Origin of the sequence: Collinsella sp. AF31-11, from assembly GCF_003475605.1 — a bacterium.
Classification (GTDB): Bacteria; Actinomycetota; Coriobacteriia; order Coriobacteriales; family Coriobacteriaceae; genus Collinsella.
In genome coordinates, this window is sequence record NZ_QRQS01000003.1 from 100,980 (window position 1) to 118,134 (window position 17,155).

General features: G+C 59.3%; 18 protein-coding genes and 2 pseudogenes. 11 read left to right on the top strand and 9 right to left on the bottom strand.

The window, feature by feature from the left end:
* The first annotated feature begins 64 nt into the window (after positions 1 to 64).
* Positions 65 to 361, top strand: a complete 297-nt coding sequence (locus tag DWZ22_RS02470) for a hypothetical protein (protein ID WP_117743306.1) — start codon at positions 65 to 67, stop codon at positions 359 to 361.
* A gap of 48 nt (positions 362 to 409) precedes the next feature.
* Here the strand turns inward: DWZ22_RS02470 and DWZ22_RS02475 are convergent, their stop codons facing one another.
* Positions 410 to 1,114 carry a class I SAM-dependent methyltransferase gene (locus tag DWZ22_RS02475; RefSeq protein ID WP_118405333.1) on the bottom strand — a complete coding sequence of 235 codons (705 nt, stop codon included), beginning with the start codon at positions 1,112 to 1,114 and terminating at the stop codon, positions 410 to 412.
* Positions 1,115 to 1,549: 435 nt separating this feature from the next.
* On the opposite strand from DWZ22_RS02475, the gene DWZ22_RS02480 reads away from it, so the two are divergent.
* Positions 1,550 to 1,951 carry a hypothetical protein gene (locus DWZ22_RS02480; RefSeq protein ID WP_118405334.1) on the top strand — a complete coding sequence of 134 codons (402 nt, stop codon included), beginning with the start codon at positions 1,550 to 1,552 and terminating at the stop codon, positions 1,949 to 1,951.
* A gap of 125 nt (positions 1,952 to 2,076) precedes the next feature.
* On the opposite strand, the gene DWZ22_RS02485 is transcribed toward DWZ22_RS02480, so the two are convergent.
* Positions 2,077 to 2,892: a putative RNA methyltransferase gene (locus DWZ22_RS02485; protein ID WP_118405335.1), complete on the bottom strand. Its 816-nt coding sequence runs from the start codon at positions 2,890 to 2,892 to the stop codon at positions 2,077 to 2,079.
* Between the two features lie 193 nt (positions 2,893 to 3,085).
* Between DWZ22_RS02485 and DWZ22_RS02490 the strand changes: the two genes are divergently transcribed.
* On the top strand, positions 3,086 to 4,468 hold the full coding sequence (locus DWZ22_RS02490; RefSeq protein ID WP_118405336.1) for an MATE family efflux transporter: 1,383 nt from the start codon (positions 3,086 to 3,088) through the stop codon (positions 4,466 to 4,468).
* A gap of 27 nt (positions 4,469 to 4,495) precedes the next feature.
* On the opposite strand, the gene DWZ22_RS02495 is transcribed toward DWZ22_RS02490, so the two are convergent.
* Positions 4,496 to 5,362: a LysR family transcriptional regulator gene (locus DWZ22_RS02495; RefSeq protein WP_117734567.1), complete on the bottom strand. Its 867-nt coding sequence runs from the start codon at positions 5,360 to 5,362 to the stop codon at positions 4,496 to 4,498.
* Positions 5,363 to 5,520: 158 nt separating this feature from the next.
* On the opposite strand from DWZ22_RS02495, the gene DWZ22_RS02500 reads away from it, so the two are divergent.
* Positions 5,521 to 6,423: a DMT family transporter gene (locus DWZ22_RS02500; protein ID WP_117734568.1), complete on the top strand. Its 903-nt coding sequence runs from the start codon at positions 5,521 to 5,523 to the stop codon at positions 6,421 to 6,423.
* A gap of 88 nt (positions 6,424 to 6,511) precedes the next feature.
* Positions 6,512 to 7,237, top strand: coding sequence for a uracil-DNA glycosylase (locus DWZ22_RS02505; protein ID WP_117734569.1), 726 nt, complete (start codon positions 6,512 to 6,514; stop codon positions 7,235 to 7,237).
* Positions 7,238 to 7,287: 50 nt separating this feature from the next.
* Here the strand turns inward: DWZ22_RS02505 and DWZ22_RS02510 are convergent, their stop codons facing one another.
* The 3 genes from DWZ22_RS02510 to DWZ22_RS02520 all read right to left on the bottom strand — a co-directional run bounded on the left by DWZ22_RS02510 (position 7,288) and on the right by DWZ22_RS02520 (position 10,470).
* Positions 7,288 to 7,968, bottom strand: coding sequence for an SDR family NAD(P)-dependent oxidoreductase (locus DWZ22_RS02510; protein ID WP_117734570.1), 681 nt, complete (start codon positions 7,966 to 7,968; stop codon positions 7,288 to 7,290).
* 9 nt (positions 7,969 to 7,977) lie between these two features.
* Positions 7,978 to 8,700, bottom strand: a complete 723-nt coding sequence (locus tag DWZ22_RS02515; protein WP_233502109.1) for a VUT family protein — start codon at positions 8,698 to 8,700, stop codon at positions 7,978 to 7,980.
* A gap of 156 nt (positions 8,701 to 8,856) precedes the next feature.
* A complete protein-coding gene (locus tag DWZ22_RS02520; protein ID WP_117734571.1) occupies positions 8,857 to 10,470 on the bottom strand; it encodes a peptide chain release factor 3 in 1,614 nt (537 codons plus the stop codon).
* Between the two features lie 308 nt (positions 10,471 to 10,778).
* Here DWZ22_RS02520 and DWZ22_RS02525 point away from each other — a divergent pair, with 308 nt between their 5' ends.
* The 5 genes and pseudogenes from DWZ22_RS02525 to DWZ22_RS10650 all read left to right on the top strand — a co-directional run.
* Positions 10,779 to 11,159, top strand: coding sequence for a GntR family transcriptional regulator (locus tag DWZ22_RS02525; protein WP_117743314.1), 381 nt, complete (start codon positions 10,779 to 10,781; stop codon positions 11,157 to 11,159).
* Positions 11,160 to 11,182: 23 nt separating this feature from the next.
* Positions 11,183 to 12,064, top strand: a complete 882-nt coding sequence (locus DWZ22_RS02530; RefSeq protein WP_117734573.1) for an ABC transporter ATP-binding protein — start codon at positions 11,183 to 11,185, stop codon at positions 12,062 to 12,064.
* A complete protein-coding gene (locus tag DWZ22_RS02535; RefSeq protein ID WP_117734574.1) occupies positions 12,061 to 12,759 on the top strand; it encodes an ABC-2 transporter permease in 699 nt (232 codons plus the stop codon). The genes DWZ22_RS02530 and DWZ22_RS02535 overlap by 4 nt, the downstream gene beginning before the upstream one ends.
* Positions 12,760 to 13,018: 259 nt before the next feature.
* Positions 13,019 to 13,432, top strand: a pseudogene (locus DWZ22_RS10645) (EamA family transporter); the annotation flags it as partial.
* 57 nt (positions 13,433 to 13,489) lie between these two features.
* A pseudogene (locus tag DWZ22_RS10650) lies at positions 13,490 to 13,894 on the top strand (EamA family transporter); the annotation flags it as partial.
* A 94-nt stretch (positions 13,895 to 13,988) separates the two neighbouring features.
* On the opposite strand, the gene DWZ22_RS02545 reads toward DWZ22_RS10650, so the two are convergent.
* The 3 genes from DWZ22_RS02545 to DWZ22_RS02555 all read right to left on the bottom strand — a co-directional run bounded on the left by DWZ22_RS02545 (position 13,989) and on the right by DWZ22_RS02555 (position 16,414).
* On the bottom strand, positions 13,989 to 15,293 hold the full coding sequence (locus DWZ22_RS02545) for a chloride channel protein (protein WP_118405337.1): 1,305 nt from the start codon (positions 15,291 to 15,293) through the stop codon (positions 13,989 to 13,991).
* A 125-nt stretch (positions 15,294 to 15,418) separates the two neighbouring features.
* Entirely contained in the window at positions 15,419 to 15,952 is a 534-nt protein-coding gene (locus tag DWZ22_RS02550; RefSeq protein WP_118405338.1) for a TIGR00730 family Rossman fold protein, read from the bottom strand.
* A 36-nt stretch (positions 15,953 to 15,988) separates the two neighbouring features.
* Positions 15,989 to 16,414, bottom strand: coding sequence for a potassium channel family protein (locus DWZ22_RS02555; protein WP_158550201.1), 426 nt, complete (start codon positions 16,412 to 16,414; stop codon positions 15,989 to 15,991).
* Positions 16,415 to 16,668: 254 nt separating this feature from the next.
* Here DWZ22_RS02555 and DWZ22_RS02560 point away from each other — a divergent pair, with 254 nt between their 5' ends.
* Positions 16,669 to 17,148, top strand: a complete 480-nt coding sequence (locus DWZ22_RS02560) for a pyridoxamine 5'-phosphate oxidase family protein (RefSeq protein ID WP_117798958.1) — start codon at positions 16,669 to 16,671, stop codon at positions 17,146 to 17,148.
* Positions 17,149 to 17,155: the final 7 nt, after the last annotated feature.

A 17,155-nucleotide genomic window follows, 5' to 3' on the forward strand; every position in this document is an offset into this window, starting at 1 on the left:
TCACGTTTATTGGTATCACTTTGATTGAGCAATGATACCAGCGTTTGGAAAGGACACGAAGCAGATGGGAAGCAAAAAGCGAGCCGCCTGGTCAAAGGCCAAAAGCGAGTTTTTGGGCGCTGCCACCGGCGGCGATATGAGCGACCTGTTTGCGCGCGAGGACGAGCGGCGCGACGCCCTGGACGCCGAGCGCGATGAGGCTTGGCGCTACAAGTCGTGCGAGCGCAAAAACCGCTACGACACACGCGCCGAGGCCGAGGCCGTTATGGCCGACTGCGAAAACCATGGGCGGCGTGGCTTGACCTGCTACAAATGCGAATACTGCGGCGGGTGGCATTTGACGTCGCACCCTTGGAAATAGGCGCTGCATCGGCGCGACGCTCACGCAGCACCGGCCATCGTGCGCAGGCTACGGGCGCGGCGGCACCAAAACATCGTAGCGGACAGCCTTGCCCGCAAGCCGATAGCTCGGCTTAACGCCGGCAAGCAGCGGCCCCTTCACTGGCCGCTTGATAACAACCTTGCGCGGGCACGGCGCAAGAGCAGCCTCGACCAGCGTCTCCTCATCGGCACACGGCTGCTCCAAATGGTGCAAGAGCTGGAACTTCTTTTTAACCGCCGCGCTCTTGGTGCGCTCGGGAAACATGGGGTCCAAATACACCACATCGGGAGCCGCGAGCTCACCGCGCTCGACCAGCTCAGCCGTATGGCGAAGGCCGGCAATGCTGTCCTCGCCCGCATGCAAGCGCATGCGTGCCACGGCAGCCGCAAGCGCCGGATCATCCGCCGCGCGGTCCAAGGCATCCTTGAGCAATGCCGCAATCACGCAATCCTGTTCATACAGATCGACGGTAAAGCCCGTGGCGGCCAGCAGCAGCGAATCCTCGCCAAAGCCTGCCGTGGCGTCAATCGCCCATGGCTGCTCGATGCCTTTCGTGCGCGCAGCCTTCACCAGCAGCTCTTGCTGCAGACGGCCCTGCTTGAGCCGTGGAAGCATGCGGGCAAAATCGGCACGTAGCTCCATCGCGCCGTCGGTGAGCGTGAGGCCCTCGGGCTTCCCGGTCAGCTCAAGCCCCGCGGCCCGAGCAACAGAAAAGGGATCGATGCGGCCCATGGGCACTCCTTTACAAGCAAACTGAATACGTGAGCGCCGCCCCTGTCGGCACTCAACCGTCCGCTATTGTCCCACATGCGACATGGCCCACAGCATCCCAATGCAAAGCACCGCCATCAATCCCGTGCATACGGCAGCGATCACAGAATCACTCATGCGCCTTCCCAACGACCGCGGCTCGCGCACTTGCCCTGTTCCGTACATCATGGCTCCTCCTTAGACCAACTCCTTATCACGACCTCATCATCGCAGCGCCGCACATGTGCTGCCATCGATTTGGCTTACGTCCAGCTTTCCTTTTTGAAAGATTGCTCTGCACAGGCGAGAAGCGCTTTCTAGCACACACGCCATCACGTTGAACTACAATGTGCTTCACGATATGTGCAGCTTATGGGACGCGCCAGACTGGCAGCTCCCGAATCGAAAGGACTACCTATGAGCGCCGCGCGCAAGACACTCAAAATCCTTGCCCTCATCTATTTTGTTTTAGGCATCGCCAGCCTCGTCATCGGAATCGCCGGCATCGCGACCGGCAAATTAGAATCCGTCTACGGATCGAACGCCATACTCGCTGCTGTCGTTGTGATTGCCAAGGGCGTTGTCGATCTTGCCGCAGGTGTTGCGGGCATCAAGGGTGCCAACAAGCCTTCGCAGGTGGATGGCGCGTTTAAGCTCGGTATCGTTGCCGCGGTCGCTACGCTCGTCCAGGCTGTGCTTACCCTTCCCGCGCTCGGCGGCAGCGCCGTCAATATCGGCGCCTTTGTCATCGTGGTCTACGACCTGTTCTTTATTCAGCAGGCGCGCGCCGTTAAGGCCGAAAACAAGGACCGTCTGTAAGCGCTCGCTTCTCATAACCTCTGCAGCCAAGCAACTAAAAAGGGCCGATCGCGCAGCAACGCGGTCGGCCCTTTACGTTTGCCCAGATAAAACCCGCCAAAATAAACCTGTCCCTTTTTTGTAGGTTAGCTGTGGCGGTACTCGGCGATGATGAAGTCGATGTCGGTCTGAAGGGTATCGAGGTTTGCCAGGCGTGCTTTGTCGGCGGGGCGCGTGCGGTAGCAGTACGGCGTCATCTGGAACACCGCCTCGATGTCGGCCTGGGTCTGGAGGGTGATAGAAGCTGTCACGCGCCGCGTTCCGACCAACTCGAGCTCGGTAGTCTTCGGCAGCTTCTCGTCATTGAGGTATGGCCTGTCGTAGAGCACCTCCTTGAGCCCAAACAGATGATGGGCACCCGGCACCACGGTGTAGAGCGAGCCCTCGGGCACCAGCACGCGAGCAAACTCGCGCTCGTTAAAGGGAGCAAAGAGCTCGGTCACCATATCGAAGGCGCCATCGGCCACGGGGATATCCTTCATGTTGGCCACAAAATAGGTCGCATCGCCGCGCTTGGCGGCCAGGCGCACCATCTCTTTGCCCAGGTCGAAACCGTAAGCATCCACGCCCGGCACCGCACCCATGGCACTGGTGTAGTAGCCCTCGCCGCAGCAAATATCGAGCAGCGTCATGGGGCCATTCGCAGACGTTGCACGTCCAGACACCTGCTTGCGCACCAGCTCGACCATCGCATCGCGCAACGGCGCGTAGTAACCGCGGTTAAGAAAGTCGCGACGACTGCGCGCCTGCGACTTGGGATCGCCCATGGAGTCGCCGCTCTTGGACGAGCGCAGCAAATTTAGATAGCCCTCGCGCGCACGGTCAAACCGGTGTCCGCCCGCGCATGTAGCACCGCGCTCGTCGTCCACCAACGGCTCATGGCAAACGGGACACAACAACATGGCAACTCCTTAGCGCGAACAACACAACGCCCACCATTGTCGCACGCCTTCCCCACCTAGTCATCGGGGACGTTATTGAATGACCAGTCGTTTAAGAACGTCCCAACGACTATCTAAGTACCGACTGGTTGCATTAGGAGTATCATCGTCTGCGCAAATAAGCACGAAATAGCATATTAGAGATTGAGAGTATATGGCCGATACCGCATCTAAGCACATTGACATGACCACCGGCTCGCTGTGGCGCAATATTCCCCTGTTCGCCTTCCCCGTGGCCGCCACGAGCATCTTGGAACAGCTATCGAACCTCATCGCCACGGTCATCATCGGCAACTTCTCGGGCGACCAGGGAACCCTTGCCATGGCAGCGGTCGGCTCCAATGTTCCGCTTACCAGTCTTATGCTCAACCTGTTTATCGGCATGTCGCTTGGCTCAAATGTGGTCATCGCCAACGCTATCGGCCGCAACGATCAGAACATGGTCAAACGTGCCGTCCATACCTCGGTTTTAATGGCGCTCGTGGGCTTTGTCGTCATCGCGCTGGGCGAGATCTTTGCCGAGCCCATGCTCGCCGCGCTCAACGTTCCTGCCGAAACCATGCCGCTCGCTTCGCTCTACCTGCGCGTCTTTTTGCTCAGCATGCCCTCGATCTTGCTCTACAACTTTGAGGCCGCGATCTTCCGCTCCGTCGGCATCACCCGTATGCCGCTGCAGGCGCTTGCCGTGTCCACCGTCCTCAACATTGGCCTGGACCTCATCTTTGTCCCCGTACTCCACTGGGGCGTCGCGGGCGTCGCCATCGCCACCGCCATCGCCTACACCGTCAGCGCCGCTACGCTCTTTATCCGCCTGCTCAAGACCGACTCCGTCGTCCGCGTCACCCCGCGCGACTTAGGCTTAGACCCCGTTTCCCTCAAGCGCATCGTTAAGATCGGCTTGCCCGCCGGTATTCAGAGCGCCGTCTTTGCCGTTGCCAACATCATCATCCAGTCCGCCATCAACAGCCTGGGCACCGAAGTCATGGCCGCATCGAGCGCCGCCATGAGCTTGGAGTACGTGTGCTACAACCTGCTCAACAGCTTTAGCCAGGCTTGCACCACCTTTGTGGGACAAAACCACGGCGCACGCCAGATTGACCGCTGCACCAAGACGCTCAAGGTCTGCCTGGTCGAAGGCGGCATCGTTGCGCTCACCACGATTATCGTCATCGTCGGTCTGGGGCGCGAGATCCTGGCACTGTTCAACAGTGACCCCAACATCGTCTCGATCGGCTATATCCGCGTGTGTTCGATCTTCCCGGCGTACGCCTTTAGCATGTTCTACGAAAACATGTCCGGCTACCTGCGCGGCTTTGGTATCTCGCTCACGCCCGCCCTCATCACCATGATCTGCGTCTGCGGCATCCGCTTCTATTGGGTGTTCTGCGTGTTCCCGCACTTCCGCACCTTTGCGAACATCATGATGGTCTACCCCATCAGCCTGGGCACCACGGCGTTCTTTATGGTCGTGGCGGTGCTACTCTGCCACCCGGCACGCACCTATCGTGTCACCCAAGCCAAAGCGACAGCCCGCTAAACACCGCACTCAACGCCGCGCCAGTCATTAATTGACAATATGCGAGCTCATATAGTCGATAAAGCGCCTCGTGGCGATGGGCATGGTGTCCCAGCTGCGCCAGGCCGCCACTACGTCGCGCGAGGGGGCGTGCACGATGGGACGTACGCGAATATCGGCACGCATGCCCTCCACAGTACGACGGTAGAGCATGCTCACGCCTAGGCCCTCCTCCACCATCGCCATGATGGTGTAGTCGTCGGTGACCTCGCTCGTCACGTGCGGCGACAGGCCATGCGCCGCGAATGCATCGAGCACCAGGCTCTGTTCGCCCTCATCCAGAAGCACAAACGGCTCGGAAGCCAGGTCGGCGAGTGTCACCTTTTCCTTTGCCGCCAGCGGATGCGCGACAGGCAACAGTGCCACCAACTCGTCGTGATAGACCACGCGCTTCTCGAGGCCAGCGGTAAACCCGCGTGCCGTAAAGCAAAAATCGACCACGCCATCGTGCACCCATTGGGCGTTGCGCGTGTAGTCGCCCTGCTTAAGGGTAAAGCGTACGCCCGGGTGCAGCGCCCCAAAGTCGCGGATCACACGCGGTAACACGGTTCGACTCACGTTGGTAAACGTCGCGATGCGAATATCGGTCGACGAAAGCCCCAGCAACTCCTGGCGCTTGCCCTCGAGCTCAGCCTCGGCAGTCACAATCTGGCGCAGATACGGCAGATATTGTTTACCGTCGCGCGTAAGCGAAACGCCCTGCTTACCGCGCTCGATAAGCGTGGTACCCAGCTCGCGCTCGAGTGCCTTGACGGCCTGGCTCACCGCACTTTGCGTATAGCCCAGCTCGTCCGCCGCGCCCTTAAGACTGCCGCGATCGACCACCATACAAACAATCTGATACCGCGATGCCATCGCACCTCCACATCAATGCAGCCGTAAAACGTTTTGCCAGGGCTTTTTCTGCCAACATTAGTATTTCTTAATCATACTGAAGATACATTCGCTTTACTACATCCATATCTGGGAGCAGAATCCTTTTTGCGAAACCGTTCTGTAACAAAAGGAGTCCCATGGATCGCAAAAAAGCAATCGCGCTCTCATTTTCCGTTCCCGTCGCATGGGGCTTTTCGTATCCCCTCATGAAGATCGGCATGGACAGCATGAACGCCACGAGCATCGTCGCGCTACGCTGCATCATCGCCTTTGTGGTCTGCCTGCTGCTCTTCCACAAGCACGCGTTGCGCATCAACCGCGACCTTATGGTCCGTGCCGCCATCATCGGCGCCATTATGGCAACCGAGCTCACCTGCATGTGCCTGGGCTCCAGCCTCACCTCTGCCTCCACTGCCGGCTTTTTGCAGAGCCTGACGGTCGTAATCGTGCCGTTTGCCAACGCCGCCCTGCTGCGCCGCGCCCCCGAGCGCAAAGTGCTCGTCGGCACCGCCATCGTCACCTGCGGTATGTTGCTGCTCTCGGGCGCCGACTTCACTAGCCTGAACCCGGGCGCGCTCATCATGCTGCTCTCCGCCTTTGTCTACGCCGGACACATCATTGTGGCGAAGCGCTTTGTCGAAGATGTCGACCCGCTGGCTCTGGGCGTTTGGCAGCTGGGCTTTGGCGGCTTGTTCTCGGGCATCGCCGCATTCACCTTTGGCGGCTTCACGCTTCCCAGTACGCCCAGCGAGATCGTGGTCGTCATTGCGCTCGCACTCATCTGCTCTGCTTACGGCTTTATCACCCAAACGCTCGTGCAGCCCCATGTGCCTGCCGAGACCACCGGTTTCGCCTTCTCGCTCGAGCCGGTATGCTCTGCCGTCTTTTCGTTCTTCCTGGTCGGCGAAGTCCTGAGCCCCATCGCCTTCTTTGGTGCCGCCCTCATCCTCACCGGCGTCATGGTGGCAACCGTCGAACTTCCGCGCCTTCGCGCGCATGGACAGGCTCGCATGGCAGGAGCGCCCGAGCACGTCTCGTAGACCCCGCTCTTCATACAGCCGTGGCATAAAGGCAACCGGTGCGCCTTTACAATAGATGCCAACAGAGCATCTGCCATAAAGGAGCCCCATGGACACCGCAACCCGCGACCTCAACATAGCAACTTGGTTGGGCAATGCGCCGCAGCCGGTACGTGACACTACGAACCAGCTGCTCGAGCGTATCGCCCTTTTGCGTGCCGAGCAGACCATCTACCCGGCACAAGACGACATCCTCAATGCCCTCGCCTACACGCCGGCCGACCAGGTCAAGGTTGTCATCTTGGGTCAAGACCCCTATCACGGACCCAACCAGGCCATGGGGCTGTCGTTCTCGGTCCCCGCGACGCAAACCAAGTTGCCGCCGAGCCTGCGCAACATCTACAAGGAACTCAATGCCGATCTGGGTTGTCCCATTCCCTCCACGGGAGACCTAACCCCATGGGCACAGCAGGGCGTCCTGCTCCTCAACACCACGCTCACCGTGCGCGAGCATGCCGCGAACTCGCACGCCAAGCTGGGCTGGAGTACCCTGACCGACTACATTATCGAACGCTGCTACCAGCTGCCCCAGCCGGTAGTCTTTTTGGCATGGGGCCGCTTTGCCCAGCAGATGGTCGAAGGCAAGCTCGCCACGACCGGCGCGGGCAAGGCAACCGACAAGTTCTGCCTGGCCTCTACGCACCCCTCGCCGCTTTCGGCCAACCGTGCCACGGCAGAACTCCCCGCTTTTATGGGGTCGCGTCCCTTCTCCGCTGCCAATCGGTTACTCGAACAGCACGGCTCGACCCCCGTTAACTGGACTTGGCTCGGATAAAAATCGATACATCGAAAACGCGCCCGACAGCTTTCCATCGGGCGCGTTTCCTATTCGGGCCAAATAAATTGCGTGCGGCCGGCCTCGCCGCCATCGATCAGCAGGCTCTGCCCGGTCATAAACCGGTTGGTCACGCCCACAAAGTAGATCCACTCGGAGATCTCTTGGGCGGTGGCCCAGCGCTTAAGCGGCGTGAGTTCCATAATCTGGCTCCACAGGTGTTCGTCTTCCATCACGCAACGGTTGAGCGGCGTAATCACGCCACCCGGGTCCACACTGTTGGCGATGGCCTGCGGCGCCAGGCGGTTTGCAAGGTTCTTGGTGTAGGCGATAACGCCGCCCTTGCTGGCGGCATAGTCGGGAAACTCCGATCCCGTATGCCCGCTCGCCGACCCCACATTGACCACGGATTTGATAGCCGGTGTCGGCTTGGCGGCAAGCCCCTCCCCCACAAAGGCATAGCGCTCGGTCACGTTGATGGTGCCACGCAAGTTGGCGGCAATATCGTCGGCCGAATCCTGCACACCGGCAACGTTCACGATTACCTGTGGCTCAAGGTCGCCTGGAAACGAGTCAGGCTCGCGGACATCAACGATCAGATGGCGGTAGCGCTCGTGTTCGATCGCCGCCGGCAGCAGATCAAAGCCCACGACCTCGTGGCCCTCGTCCAAAAAGCGCTGCACGCACGCGGCTCCGATACCACCCGAAGCACCCGTGATCAAAACCCGCATGCTTGCTCCTTAGGCGGTTGCATGGCGCTTGAGGTACTCGGCGCCCACATTCTCGCGCTCCCAGCTGCGCACGACCTTGTAGCCCACGGGGCTCAGGAAGACCTCGCACAGCAGCTCGGCAACAGCGCCGGTCAGCGAGCACATAAGAACCTGCACCCAGGTCCAACCAAAGAACGTGTGGCTCACCACAATGGCAAAGACTAGGTTGTCGATAAACTGGCCGACACCCGTAGACACATAGGAGCGGAAGGCAAAGCTCGCAAAGTTATTCTTTTTGAGCATGCGGCCGAGCGACTGGTTGAGTGTGGAGTTAACCACGGCAGAGACGAGCATTGCCAGCGAAGAGCCCAGCACCACATACCAGGTGCCACCGATGGTGGCGTTAAGGGCAGTGTTGACCTCGATCATACCCGTGTCGTAGTAGGCGCCCCACATGCCGGGCGTGAGCGAGCATGCCCAAAAGCACAGGCTCACGGCCAGGTTGACCGCCAACGCGAGGATAGAAATTTTGATGGATGCCTTGGCGCCAAAGCGCTTGCAAATCATGTCCTGGCACAAAAACGAAACCCAGCTCACCACAAAGCCGCAATCGAGTGCCAGATACGGCAGGCTGATAAGCTCCTTGTTGGCCAGCAGGTTCATCATGATAACGCTCACGATAAACAGCGAAACCGTTGCCGCGGGAATGCTCCGCAACAGGACCTTGTAGTCCTCCATGACCTTCTTGATCATTATGTACTCCTTTGGTTTTAGGTTTAACGAGCAGGATATCGGACCCGAACTGCTCGGCCGCCACGGTCTTGAGGCGACGGTGGGTATGATAGCCGCTCACACGGCGGCAGGCAAGCAAGCGGCGCGGCAGCCCCACAGGACCACCGCGCCGGCGCACTAAAACGTTACGTTGCCAAACTCCGACAGGACAAGGTCGGGGTTGTGGTCGGTCGCCCAGTCAACATTCCACGGGCTCGTAAACAGCAGCAGTTTGCCGCCGCGCATGTCCTCGACGCGCAAGGTGTCACGCGTGAGCGAAAGGCCCGGGATGTCGATGGTGTCGGGGTCGTTCTGGATCCAGCGGATGTCCGTATAGGGCAGCGGCTGACGACGGACTTCAACACGGTACTCGGCCTTAAGGCGGCGCTCGAGCACCTCAAACTGCAGTACGCCGACCACGCCCACGATGACGCTCTCCATGCCGGCACCCAGCTCGCGGAAGATCTGGATGGCGCCCTCCTGGGCAAGCTCCTCCATGCCCTTCACGAATTGCTTGCGCTTGAGCGTGTCGACCTGCGTGATGCGGGCGAACATCTCGGGGGCAAACGTCGGGATCTGCGGATACTGTACGTGGCGCTTGCCAGAGCACACGGTGTCGCCGATGCTAAAGATACCCGGATCGAACAGGCCTACGATATCGCCCGCGTACGCCTCGTCCACGATGGCGCGGTCATCGGCCATCATCGACGTGCCCGTGGCAAGCTTGAGCTTACGGTTGCCCTGCACGTGGAAGGCATCCATGCCGCGCTCGAACTTGCCCGAGCAAATGCGCACAAAGGCGATACGATCGCGGTGGTTCTTGTCCATGTTGGCCTGGATCTTAAACACAAAGCCGCTAAAGTCGTCGCGGCACGGATCGACCGGCTCGCTGGTGAGCGTATCGGTATAGGCGCGCGGCGTCGGGGCCAGGCGCAAGAACTCCTTGAGGAAGGGCTCCACGCCAAAGTTGGTGAGCGCCGAACCAAAGAACGCCGGGCTCAGCTTGCCGCAGGCCACGGCATCCAGGTCGAGCTCGTCGCCGGCGCCATCGAGCAGCTCGATGTCGTCCATCAGGTTCTTGTGGTTCTCCTCGCCAATAAGCTCATCCATGGCGGGGTCGCCCAGCTCGGCCTCGACCTCGGCGACCTTCTTGGTGGCGTTGGCGTGACCGTCGCCCTCAAAGGCGATGACGCGACGGGTCTGACGGTCGAACACGCCGCGGAAGTTACGGCCGCTGCCGATTGGCCAGTTCATGGGGTACGTATTGATGCCCAGAACGTTCTCGATCTCTTCCATGAGCTCAAACGGATCGCGGGCCTCGTGGTCGAGCTTGTTCACAAAGGTAAAGATGGGAATGTGGCGCAGCGTACAGACCTTAAAGAGCTTTTTAGTCTGGGCCTCGACGCCCTTGGCGCCGTCGATGACCATGACCGCGGCGTCGGCGGCCATAAGGGTACGGTAGGTATCCTCCGAGAAGTCCTGGTGGCCGGGAGTATCGAGGATGTTGACGCAGGCGCCGTTGTAGGTGAACTGCAGTACCGAGGAGGTAACGGAAATACCGCGCTCCTTCTCGATGTCCATCCAGTCCGAGACGGCATGCTTGGCCGAACTCTTGCCCTTGACCGAGCCGGCGGTCTGGATGCTGCCGGTATAGAGCAGCAGCTTCTCGGTAAGCGTGGTCTTACCGGCGTCCGGGTGGCTGATGATCGCGAATGTGCGGCGCGACGAGATTTCATCCGACAGGCTTGCCATGCGGATCCTTTCTTGCATTGAGTGCATTACGTCGTTGAAACCGTACTATTGTAGCCGCGAAATCCCGCCACAGGGCACCTATCAGGACAAATTCATCAGCCAAGCTCGCTGTGCATCGAACAGCTGCCTCAAGGACTGTCTCGATCTGTAACATCTAGCCATCAAAATCGACTCCAGATGTTACAGATCGAGACAAACAAACGAGGGGACAGACGAGGCCATATTTCCTCTTGCATAACTGCGCATAGTGTATATATACTGTGCTTACCGGTTATATACACGTGTAGCCCAACAGCTAAGGAGCCGCTGTGGACATCATCCTATCCAATTCGAGCGACAAGCCCATCTATGAGCAGATCTCCTCGCAGGTCAAAGCTCAGATCCTTTCGGGCGCACTCGCTGCAGGAGCCAAACTCCCCAGCATCCGCGCGCTCGCGAGCGACCTCGGTGTGAGTGTCATCACCACCAAGCGCGCCTATGCCGACCTGGAACAACTTGGCTTTATCTGTACCGTGCAGGGCAAGGGCTGCTTTGTCGCCGAGGGCAACCAGGAACTCTTGCGCGAAAACCAGCTTTGCCATATCGAAGAGTTGCTTGCGCAGGCCGCTACGCAGGCCGAAACCCTGGGCGTCACGCGCGACAAATTGCACGAGATGCTCGACCTTGTAGCCCCCGAAACCATGCAGTAGCCATCTGCAAGAAAGGCTATACCATGCAAAACTTGCTAGAACTCAAAGGCGTCTCACGCCGCGTAAGCGACCGCTTTTCCCTACGCGATGTCACACTCACCGTGGAGCCCGGCCAGATTGTTGGCTTTGTGGGCGCAAACGGCGCCGGTAAGACAACGACGATTCGCGCCGCGCTCGGACTCATAAAGCTCGATGCCGGCGAGGTGCACCTGTTTGGGCAGCACTGCGGCACCGACGCGCCCGGCGAGACACAGCGCCATCTGCGCTCCCGCATCGGTCTTGTCCTGGACACGTGTCCTTTCCCTTCCACGCTCAAGGTGGGCCAGATCGAGACGCTCGTAGGCCCGGCGCACCCCACATGGAGTCGCGAAACATTCGCCAGATTTATCGAACGATTTGGCCTTGATCCCAAAGCCAAGGTCAAAGACCTCTCCCGCGGCATGGGTATGAAGCTGCAGCTCGCCTGTGCGCTCAGCCACAATGCCAGGCTGCTCGTTTTGGACGAAGCCACCGCGGGCCTCGATCCCATGGCGCGCGAGGAGCTGCTCGATGAGCTGCTCGCCTTTGTTTCCGACGGCCAGCGCAGCGTACTGCTCTCGAGCCACATTACGTCCGACCTCGATAGCGCCGCCGATCGCGTCATCTGCATCGATAACGGTTCGATTGCATTTGACCTGCCACGCGAGGACATTACCGACCGCGCCGGAATCGCCCACTGCACGCAAGCACAGGCCGCAGAGCTCATGGCTTGCGTCGAAGGCGCCCGTGCTGCCCGCCACGCCTATAGCGTGGACGTGCTCGTGCCCAACCGCCGTGATACGCTCGAGGCTTTCCCCGAGATTCCCTGCGATCGGGCAACCATTGATGACTACCTTCGCCTCATGCTGAAAGGGGCTTCGAAATGAAACGCGCCTTTATGTCCGAGCTCGCCATCGTTCGCACGCTTATCCCGAGCATCGCGGGTGTCGGCTTATTTATATTCATCGTGATGACCCTCGCCAACGCATCGGATGGTGATTCCGGCATGAGTGCTGGCGCCTGCGCAGTCAGCGCCATGTCGCCCATCATGATCATGAACTCGCTAGCCGGCTTCGACAATCAAAACGGATGGGAGCGCTATCGGGCAACGCTGCCCTTCTCGCGCAAAGACATCGTCTGCGCACGTTACCTGTGTATCGTTGCTTTCTCGGCCATCATGGCATGTGCGGCCGCGCTGTTGAACATCGTCACCATCCCACTCTTCAATAATGCAGGCATTTTCCCGACGGGACAGGTCGTATTTGAGATCGCAATTGCCTCGGCAGCCTCGATGCTCATCTCCCTCATGATGGTGTTTTTGGCGCAGCCGCTGTTCTTTCGTTTTGGACACATGGAGGCGCTGCGCCTGTCCGTTGGTCTGTTTGCCTTGCTCGGTTGCCTTGCTATGGCCACGCTGAGCTCCTCCAACCCCATCAGCAACTGGCTCATGTCGATTGCCGGGGCAAATCCCGATTCCGCCGTCCTCGGCTGCCTGTGCGCAGGAATTGCCGTCCTGGCCCTCGCGCTATGCGCAATCAGCTGCACCGTCAGCACCAAGGTTTATCGAGTACGCGACCTGTAATCGACAGCTAAAGGACTTGGGCGGCACCCCACCTCATTTACTAGATAAGACGAAGCAGTAACAACGTCGTTACCACCCTTCACGGCATGCCGTTCACTTCTCGGAAAAACATTCACCTTCAATTCGAGCCCTAACCAAATGGCTCCCCGGAACATGGCCCCGTCTCGCCGCGGCCATATCAAACCTTCATGGTGGGGCGGTATCCTTATGTCCATAAAACTCGCAGGATAAACCCATTATCCAAGGAGGCATCGCACCCGTGTCGTGGGTCGTCGCAGCATTTGCGTCAGCATTCTTTGCCGGCATCACATCCATCTTGGCCAAATGCGGTATCAAGCAGACCGACTCCGATATCGCGACGGCCATTCGCACCTGCGTGGTGCTCGTTTTCGCCTGGGCAATGGCGGGCATTTCTAGATCCATTGGGACCATTGGCAGTATCGAACCCAGATCCTGGCTCTTTCTCGTCCTCTCGGGACTCGCTACAGGTGCTTCGTGGATCTGTTACTTTAAGGCGTTGAGCATCGGAGACGTCAATAAGGTCGTACCGGTCGACAAGATGAGCACCGTGCTCGCCGCGCTGGTCGCCATCGCGCTTTTTGGTGAGACGAGCAACCTTGCGGTTAAGCTCGTGGGAACCGCTGTCATCACCCTCGGCACGTTTTTAATGATCGAGAAGAAGCAGTCCGCCGGACCCGAGCAGCAGCAAGACCGGACCTGGCTCGCTTACGCCCTCGGCGCCGCCGTGTTCGCGGCACTCACCTCCATCCTCGCCAAGATCGGCATCGAAGGCGTCGAGTCAAACCTGGCCACGGCAATCCGCACCTGCGTGGTACTGGTTATGGCATGGGCAATCGTGGCAGCCAAGGGAAAACTGGAGCAGGTCGCGCACGTTGACCGGCGCGAACTCACATTTCTCGTAACATCGGGCATCGCAACCGGAGCATCGTGGCTGCTCTATTACTACGCCATCGCTGCAGGCCAGGTGAGCGTCGCGGTGCAGATCGACAAACTATCGATTGTCGTATCGGTACTATTTGCGCGTCTGGCATTCAACGAAAAACTCTCACGACGCAGCGCCATCGGTCTCGCCCTCATCGTACTGGGCACCGCCGCGCTTGCAATTTGGAAGTAGCGCCGATACCGAACGAAATCCAGTCCACCCGCAAATCCGTGACACAGCGCCCGCACCGGACTTGAGATGTTTGTACTGACTGCGCGCTATCGTGCTACTTGCGCAGCGGCTTGGGCAGCGGAATGCCGGCGGCGATAACGGCGGCGATGATCATGCAGACGATACCCTTGAGTGGGAAGCACATGAGCAGCAGGCCCACGACCATGACCGGCTGACGCATGACCGCACCCATCGTCGATGCCGTGCAGACGGCGACGCAAAAGACCGGATCGGCGCCGGTGAGGACAGCAAGGCCGTAGCCCAGGCTTACGCCCGAGAAGATAACCGGGAAGAAGTGGCCGCCGCGCCAGCCCATGTTGATAAGGGCGGGCGTCAGCATGGCCTTGACAAGACCGGTTGCAATGAGTACGCCAGCGGGAATGGTCATATAGGTCTCCATGAGCACGTCGGCCTGCGTCTCGCCGGCAAACATGGTGTAGGGCAGGACCGTGCCGCAAATGGCGAGCGCCAAACCGGCCAGCATGGCCTTGATGACAGGGTGCTCCCCCATGGCGTGGGCCAGTGCCTCGCTCGCGTGCTCCGAAACAAAGTACAGCCAGCCACAGACAGTGCCGATGAGCGCCAGGGGAATAAGCCAGGCGAGCTCGAGGTTGCCCACCCGAGCGGCCTCGAACCTCGGCATACCCATACCGCCGCCCATAAGCTGGCCAAGCAACAGATAGGTGCCCAAGCCGCCGGCAATCGCAATGCCGTAGACCACGGTCTTTTGCGCCTTGGGCAGCTTGATGGTGATCTCGTCGGACGCTGAGTCCTCATCGTCGTCGGCGCCCTGGCCGTCGGCGCTGCCGGCGAGCGGAGCCACAAAGCCAAAGACAGGCGCGGTAAAGAGCGCCGTCAGGGCAGCCTGGGTACCCAGCAGCGTGAGTTGCCTAAACTCGGCGCCAAAGCAACGCATGCGGTCGCCGACCCAGCTGCACAGACCCGCAATGACACCGGTCAGGCCAGCCTCCGGTCCAATGCTTCCGCCAAACAGCAACGGCAGCAATGCCGCAAGAGATAGCTTGCCGAGGTTGTCGTACGGGTAGCGGCCGTCGCGCTTTACCTTGGCCATCACCTGGTTGAGGTCATCGGTCTTGGTGCCCGTCATCTTTTCGTACAGACCGATCAGCAGGCCGCCCAGCAGGCAGACGAAAAACGGGTACGGTAAAAAACCGAACGGACCGCTCGCGAGCTCGGGCGAAGCGACGCCCAGCATATGCGGGATCTCGGTCCATAGATAGTCGATACCGTGCTCCATCGCAAAAAAGAACAGCCAGACCGCAGCGCCTGCGAAAGCGCCAGTCACAGCAACGCTAGCTAAAAACAGCGCACGGTTTTTGGGTTTTGCCAGGTTACCCATCGGGTCCTCCCGTGGTCAAAGTCAACATAGATACGCCTTATTGTAGGGCGAGCATTGTCCAGACGAGCCAACCATCTGCGCCCCAAACGACACCATTGAGTGCCAGGGCACTACGGATGCGAACCTCAACTCCCAATAATCGAGGCAATCTCGCGCAAATCGGCGGCAAAGTAGATGCCTTGCTGGCGCTGCGGACTCGATAAGCCCTTATCGACCATATGCCCGAGCAGCGCCTTGAGGTCGTTGTAGTAACCGTCCAGGTTATACAGGATGCACGGAGCACTCAGGTGTCCCAACGATACCGCAGACATGACCTCGGCAATCTCCTCGAGCGTGCCCGTCCCGCCGGGAAAGGCAATGAAGGCATCACCAAGCTCAATCATCTTGGCTTTGCGCTCAGCCATATCGCTCGTCACGATAAGGTCGTCAATACCTTCGTGTTGAAACTCTGCCTCGATAAAAAAGCTCGGCTCAACGCCCGTCACATGCCCACCAGCATCGAGCACGCTATCGGCAAGCGCGCCCATCAGGCCCGATTTGGACCCGCCGTATACCAGCGCGTGCCCGTTGGAGCCAATCCAGTTGCCCAGCTCTTGCACCGCAGGCAGAAACGCCGGGTCATTGCCGACGCTGGCGCCCAGATACACGGTGATATTCATATTCAGTCCCCCTCGTCGTGACGCACGGCGCCCGTTCTAGCGTTGGCGTCGGCGATATTCGCGTACGCGGCGCGACAGGTCAGCGAGCTCGTCACGATCGAGCTCTTCCAAATGCTCAAGATCATCCATAAAGCGCGCCATGGTGTCCTTTTGGCGCAGTTTAATGAGCGTATTGCAGTAGTTCACCGCCACACCCGTGAGCATGGCGATGTAGAAGATACTGATGACGCTCAGGACGACGGTAATAGCGCGGGCGACCGGCGTTTCGGCCGGGATATCGCCAAAGCCGATGGTCGAGACCGTCTCAAAGCTAAACCAGAGACCATCGCCAAACGTGAGGGTCGTGGGCTCGGACAGCCAGACAGCCGTCGAGCACAGCAGGTAAAAGATAAGAAACAGGCCCGTGATGCGTGCAAAGCCAGCCTGTCGCAACACGTCGGCAAGCGTCCTCAACTTGTTCATCGCGACCCCTTTTCCCAGACGCCCAATCACATTCGCTCGGTATTGTCCCACGCCTTCCCCGCAAACGGAATCAGTCGTCGGGGACGCTTCTAAACGGCGGGTTATGAAGGACCGTCCCCGTGGCAAAACGGCATACGTTTCAATCTGCGACAAATAGGACATCCCCACAGGTCTCACGGCCCGAACGAGTATCTTGATATAGACATACCGCCCACCGCCGTGCCCGCAGCACGCAAAAAGAAAGGGAGTCCACAATGTTTAGGCCTCTTCGCAGAAAAAAGCGCGCCATCACCGATAAACAGGCGCGAGAGCTGCTCGCCGATTGCAAGCGCGGCGTTTTTGCCGTCAACGGCGACGATGGCTATCCCTATGCCATTCCCGTCAATTACTTCTTTGACACCGAGCACGACAAAATTTATTTTCATGGTGCCAAGGCAGGACACAAGGTCGACGCACTCAAACGAAACGACAAAGTCTGCTTTACCGTCTATGGCAACGATTGGTATAAGGATGACGACTGGGCACCCTATGTTCAGAGCACCGTGGTTTTTGGCCGCTGTCGCCTCGTGAACGATGACCCGGCATCTGTCGAAGATACAATCCGCCAGCTCGCCCTCAAATACTACCCTTCCGCCGAGGAGGCCGAAGAGGAGATCAAACAAAGCATAGGGGGCGTCCAGCTGTATGAAATTACGGTTGAGCACCTTTGCGGCAAGCAGATTCAGGAAAAGTAGCAAACGC

Excerpts from the sequence above, each read along its gene's own strand:
- DWZ22_RS02515 (WP_233502109.1), bottom strand. The coding sequence starts at position 8,700 with ATGATCAAGAAGGTCATGGAGGACTACAAGGTCCTGTTGCGGAGCATT.
- DWZ22_RS02530 (WP_117734573.1), top strand. The coding sequence starts at position 11,183 with ATGCAAAACTTGCTAGAACTCAAAGGCGTCTCACGCCGCGTAAGCGAC.
- DWZ22_RS02500 (WP_117734568.1), top strand. The coding sequence starts at position 5,521 with ATGGATCGCAAAAAAGCAATCGCGCTCTCATTTTCCGTTCCCGTCGCA.
- DWZ22_RS02505 (WP_117734569.1), top strand. The coding sequence starts at position 6,512 with ATGGACACCGCAACCCGCGACCTCAACATAGCAACTTGGTTGGGCAAT.
- DWZ22_RS02480 (WP_118405334.1), top strand. The coding sequence starts at position 1,550 with ATGAGCGCCGCGCGCAAGACACTCAAAATCCTTGCCCTCATCTATTTT.
- DWZ22_RS02485 (WP_118405335.1), bottom strand. The coding sequence starts at position 2,892 with ATGTTGTTGTGTCCCGTTTGCCATGAGCCGTTGGTGGACGACGAGCGC.
- DWZ22_RS02510 (WP_117734570.1), bottom strand. The coding sequence starts at position 7,968 with ATGCGGGTTTTGATCACGGGTGCTTCGGGTGGTATCGGAGCCGCGTGC.
- DWZ22_RS02560 (WP_117798958.1), top strand. The coding sequence starts at position 16,669 with ATGTTTAGGCCTCTTCGCAGAAAAAAGCGCGCCATCACCGATAAACAG.
- DWZ22_RS02545 (WP_118405337.1), bottom strand. The coding sequence starts at position 15,293 with ATGGGTAACCTGGCAAAACCCAAAAACCGTGCGCTGTTTTTAGCTAGC.
- DWZ22_RS02535 (WP_117734574.1), top strand. The coding sequence starts at position 12,061 with ATGAAACGCGCCTTTATGTCCGAGCTCGCCATCGTTCGCACGCTTATC.
- DWZ22_RS02550 (WP_118405338.1), bottom strand. The coding sequence starts at position 15,952 with ATGAATATCACCGTGTATCTGGGCGCCAGCGTCGGCAATGACCCGGCG.
- DWZ22_RS02490 (WP_118405336.1), top strand. The coding sequence starts at position 3,086 with ATGGCCGATACCGCATCTAAGCACATTGACATGACCACCGGCTCGCTG.
- DWZ22_RS02495 (WP_117734567.1), bottom strand. The coding sequence starts at position 5,362 with ATGGCATCGCGGTATCAGATTGTTTGTATGGTGGTCGATCGCGGCAGT.
- DWZ22_RS02475 (WP_118405333.1), bottom strand. The coding sequence starts at position 1,114 with ATGGGCCGCATCGATCCCTTTTCTGTTGCTCGGGCCGCGGGGCTTGAG.
- DWZ22_RS02555 (WP_158550201.1), bottom strand. The coding sequence starts at position 16,414 with ATGAACAAGTTGAGGACGCTTGCCGACGTGTTGCGACAGGCTGGCTTT.
- DWZ22_RS02520 (WP_117734571.1), bottom strand. The coding sequence starts at position 10,470 with ATGGCAAGCCTGTCGGATGAAATCTCGTCGCGCCGCACATTCGCGATC.
- DWZ22_RS02470 (WP_117743306.1), top strand. The coding sequence starts at position 65 with ATGGGAAGCAAAAAGCGAGCCGCCTGGTCAAAGGCCAAAAGCGAGTTT.